General features: G+C 71.4%; 3 protein-coding genes. All 3 read right to left on the bottom strand.

What is annotated here, in order from left to right:
• Window positions 1–1554: hypothetical protein (locus VF202_14335; GenBank protein HEX7041291.1), on the bottom strand; the 1554-nt coding region annotated here is incomplete at its 3' end.
• A gap of 215 nt (window positions 1555–1769) precedes the next feature.
• A complete protein-coding gene (locus VF202_14330; protein ID HEX7041290.1) occupies window positions 1770–2591 on the bottom strand; it encodes a hypothetical protein in 822 nt (273 codons plus the stop codon).
• The coding region (locus tag VF202_14325) for a phage portal protein (GenBank protein HEX7041289.1) at window positions 2569–3846 on the bottom strand (1278 nt) is incomplete at its 5' end. The genes VF202_14330 and VF202_14325, both read right to left, overlap by 23 nt.

Genomic DNA, 3846 nt, shown 5'->3' with positions numbered 1-3846 from the left:
CGCGAGCTCCTCGTACACGACCGTGCCGTTGGCTTCGATCGTGAGGGCGCGCTGGTGGATGCCGGCCTCGGCGAGCATGTTGTACGCCTCGGTCAGCTGGCGGGTGGACGGCCGCTGGCCGAGCGCCTGCGGGACGATCGTGCGGGCGAAGACCTCGCCGAGGAGCTGGTCGCCGTCGAGCTTCTGGCTGCGGACGCGGAGGCCGCTGGCGATCGCCGCCATGGGGTCCTCGGGGCGGCGCATGAGCGCGCGGATCTCCGGCGGGAGTTGCGCCAGCTGGTCGCCCTCCGGTTGGGGCGCGGCGGCGAGGCGCGCCTGTAGGCCGAGGTCGGCGTCGAGCTGCTCCTGCGCCGCGGCGCGAGCCTCGACGTCGGAGAGGCCCTCCTCGACCTGGAGGAGGGCGGCGCGGGCCTGCAGCCACATGTCGCGCGCGCTGCGCTGCTCGGGCTTGCCGGCCGGCTTCTCCTCAGCCTTCGGCTTGGGCTCGGCCTTGGGCTGGCCGTCGGCGGGCTCGCCGGCGGCTCGGGCCTGCACCTGCTCTGCGGGCTGCCCGACGTGCACGTGCACGTCCCCGCCGCCGTTGCGGCCGAAGAGGCGAGCGAGGAGGCCCTTGGCCTCCGCCTCGTCACCCTCCGCGGCGGGCTTGCCTTCGATCTTGCTGCGCACTTCGGGCGCGAGCGCCTGGTAGTCCGCCTTGGCCTTCGCCTCGGCGTCGGCCTGGCTCATGCCCTCGGCCGCGTACTGCGCGGCTCGGGCCTGCATCCACTCGTTCATCTCCCCCTCCTTCAGGGGCTCCGCATCGGCCCTTCTGCCGAGGCGGAGGCTGGTGTGTCGCTCGAGGTGAGCGCGGGCTCTCTCGACCACCTGCGCCGCCGTGAGGCTGGCGAACGGTGGCACGCTGACGCGGCCCGCTTCGAGGTCAGCGAGCGCCCGGGCCAACAGCGCTTCGTCGACGGCGTGACTGCGTTCGTCGTGATGAGGCAGCCACGCCAGCTGCCGCACCTCCTCGGGGTCGGTGACCTCGCCGTTCAAGACCCGCGGGTCCACGACGGCGTACGCCCAGAGGGCGGGCAGGGTTCGGATGGCGAGCAGGTCGGCGCCGGGCACGCCCGGCACGTCGACCAGGGACAGGCCCGCGTGCTCAGGCTCTGGGGAAAGGCGGTGGTAGACCTCCGCCGGCTTGCCGGCGACGGTGCGGCGTTCGACCTCGAGGGGGACGAACTCGAGGCTGGCGCTGCGGACCTTGCCGGCGCGGACGAGCTCCAGCGTCTTCGGGTCGAGCACCCGGACCTCGACCTCGAGTTGGGGGGTGAAGTCGACGCGGGTGGCGAGGCCGACCATGGGCCGGCCTTCGATGTCGCGGAGCTTGGGCAGGTTGTGCTGGAGGGAGACGGTGCGGTGCTGCTGGTAGGCGGGCCACCAGTCCCTGAGGAGGGCCTCGGCGGTGATGACGGTGCCGTACCGGTCTACGACGGTGTCGTTGCTGGCGCGGAGGATGAGGGTGTCGCCGGCGCCGGCGCGGACGGTCAGGTCGACGCTGCGCTGCTCGCCCACCGCTGTGGCGGGGGCGGCGCGGCGCTGGAGGTTGTGGTTACGGCGTCCGAACAGAGACAGGCCCTCCGGTTCGCGAACGAATCGCGGCCCCGAGGGCCGAAGCTAGGTGAGAGTGTAGCACGGGCCTATCGGCGCGCTGTCAAGGGTGAGGGGCTTCGCCTGCCCGCACTTGGGGCAGGTCTTGAGCGTCTGCTCCGCCACGCCGCGAGGGACGCTCATTCTACGCCTATCACGCTACATCTACAGTTGATCAGGTTCCCCGCGCTCGCACCTTTTGAGCGGTCGCCGGGGTACATGAGCAACTCGCCGCTGACGGTGAACGGCTGATCGACGGGGACCGTCTGGCCATCGGCTGACGCATGGTCGTACGGGCTGCCCGGCGTCGGTCGACGTACGCGCGCGTCCCGGCTCGTCAGCCAGCGCTTCTTCGTGAAGCCCGCCTCCTCCAGCGCCGCCGAGTGTGCATTGTTCGCGGCGGTGTTGTAGCTCGAGCGGACGAGGCGCTCGGCCCGATAGAACTCCGTGCCGTACTGGCGCGCGACCTGCCGGCTGGCCTCGACGTACGGCACGCCCTCGGCCTTCAGGGTGACGAGGCGCCTGGCGAGCGTCTCTGGGTCGGTGAGGGTCCGCCAGAACGTCGACAGGTCGTCCTCGAGGATCCGCACGGTCTCCCGGAGGAGGGTGTCGCGGCGGGGGTCGGTCGTGAGGAACCCGGCGGACGCGGGCGCCTGCTCGGCTAGGCGCCGGAGGGTCCAAGCGACCTCGGGCTGTTCGCGCAGCTCGTCGGGGCTGATCTCGTACCCGAGCCAGGCGAGCTCGCCGGCGAGCCACTCGACCTCGAGCTCGTACAGCCTGGCCTCGATCACCAGCCGGTCGAGGAGCGGCCGGGCGGCGGCGAGCGCCTCACGCAGCCACCGAGTGTGCAGGCGCCTGGTCGCCGTCCAGACCTCGGGCGCGTACCGCCGGACGGCCGCCTCGACGTGTGCAAGGTGCCGGGCGCGGGCGAGGCGAGGGTTAGTCCTCGGTCGTCTCGGCATCCGGCCCGCCCACGCCGAAGTCGCCGGCTGGCAGCATCGTTGTCGGCAGGAGCGGGACCGTCTCCCCGGCCGGCTCGTACCCCAGCACCTGCCTGGCTTCCGCCTGGGAGAGGATGGGCGCGCCGGCGGCCTTCACGAGCGCTTCCACCTTCCGCATGAGCTGCTCGGCGTCGTCGAACGTGAGCTCGAAGTCGTAGTCCGTGATGCCGAGCCCGCTGGGGGCGGGGGCGTGGAGGATGCGGTTGATGATCGCGACGGCGGGCGCCGCGAACGGGATGAGCGCCTGCGTCACGAAGTCGTCCGCTTGCGTCTCGGCCGTCGCCCTGTACCCGCCTTCCGGCAGGCCCAGGTTGATCAGGGACACGTGCCGCACAGCGAGGATCTCGTCCCGGGCGAGCTTCGCGGTGTTCGGGAAGGTCGGGTCCTCGAGCTTGTGGTCGAGCGCCTGCGCGGTGACCGTGATGCCGCCGGGGTACTGGAGGATGAGGTTCCGGCCGGCCATGTCGCCCTGGTTCGCCTCGAGGAAGCCGCGGACCTGCTCGAAGAGGGCGTCGAGGGCGTCATCGCCAGGCTTCTGCCCCGTCCAGGTCGGATCCTCGGTGACGGTTACCAGGTAGCGAGGCGTGCCGTGGTTCTTGAAGAAGCCCTTGAGGTACCTGCGGTGCTGGTTGTCGACCTCGACGCTGTCACGCGCCGCGATCCAGGAGGGCAGGCCGTAGAAGCTGCTCGCGAGGTTCGTCTGCCGTTGATGCAGGAACTCGCGGGTATCCTTGTCGCTCGCCTTGCGCGTGCCGAACGGTACGAAGTCGACGGGCTTCCCGAACGGGTCCTCCTGCCTGAGGACGAGGCCGGTGTCGCGCGCCTCGTACCAAACGAACTGCGGGAGGAGATGGCTGACCTGCATGGGTTCGCGGCCGGCCTGGTCGCGGAGGACCTCGACGAAGACGTTGCCGGTCTGGTCGTTCGCGACGCACAGGGCCCGGAGGAGGGCGGGCAGGTCGAGTTCGCTGGCGCCCTCCCGCCCGATCGTCTCCCTGCTGAGCCAGGCCTTCGCGCGGCGGTAGTTCTCGTCGCTGGCCTTGTCGAAGTCGCCGGCGCGGTCGAGGGGTTGCCCGCTCGTGTCGACGTCGCGGGCGGCCAGGTCCCACTTCGCGCTCGAGACGGCGTCGGCGAGGAGGTTGCCGATCGCACCCAGCCACGGGCTGCCGAGGTAGAAGTCGATCAACTGCGACGCGGGGAGGGGCCAAGGGACGCG

The sequence above is a fragment of the Trueperaceae bacterium genome, assembly GCA_036381035.1.
In the GTDB taxonomy this organism is placed as follows: domain Bacteria; phylum Deinococcota; class Deinococci; order Deinococcales; family Trueperaceae; genus DASRWD01.
The sequence above is the reverse complement of the archived record's forward strand: the minus strand, read 5'-3'. Positions and strand labels throughout refer to the sequence as shown.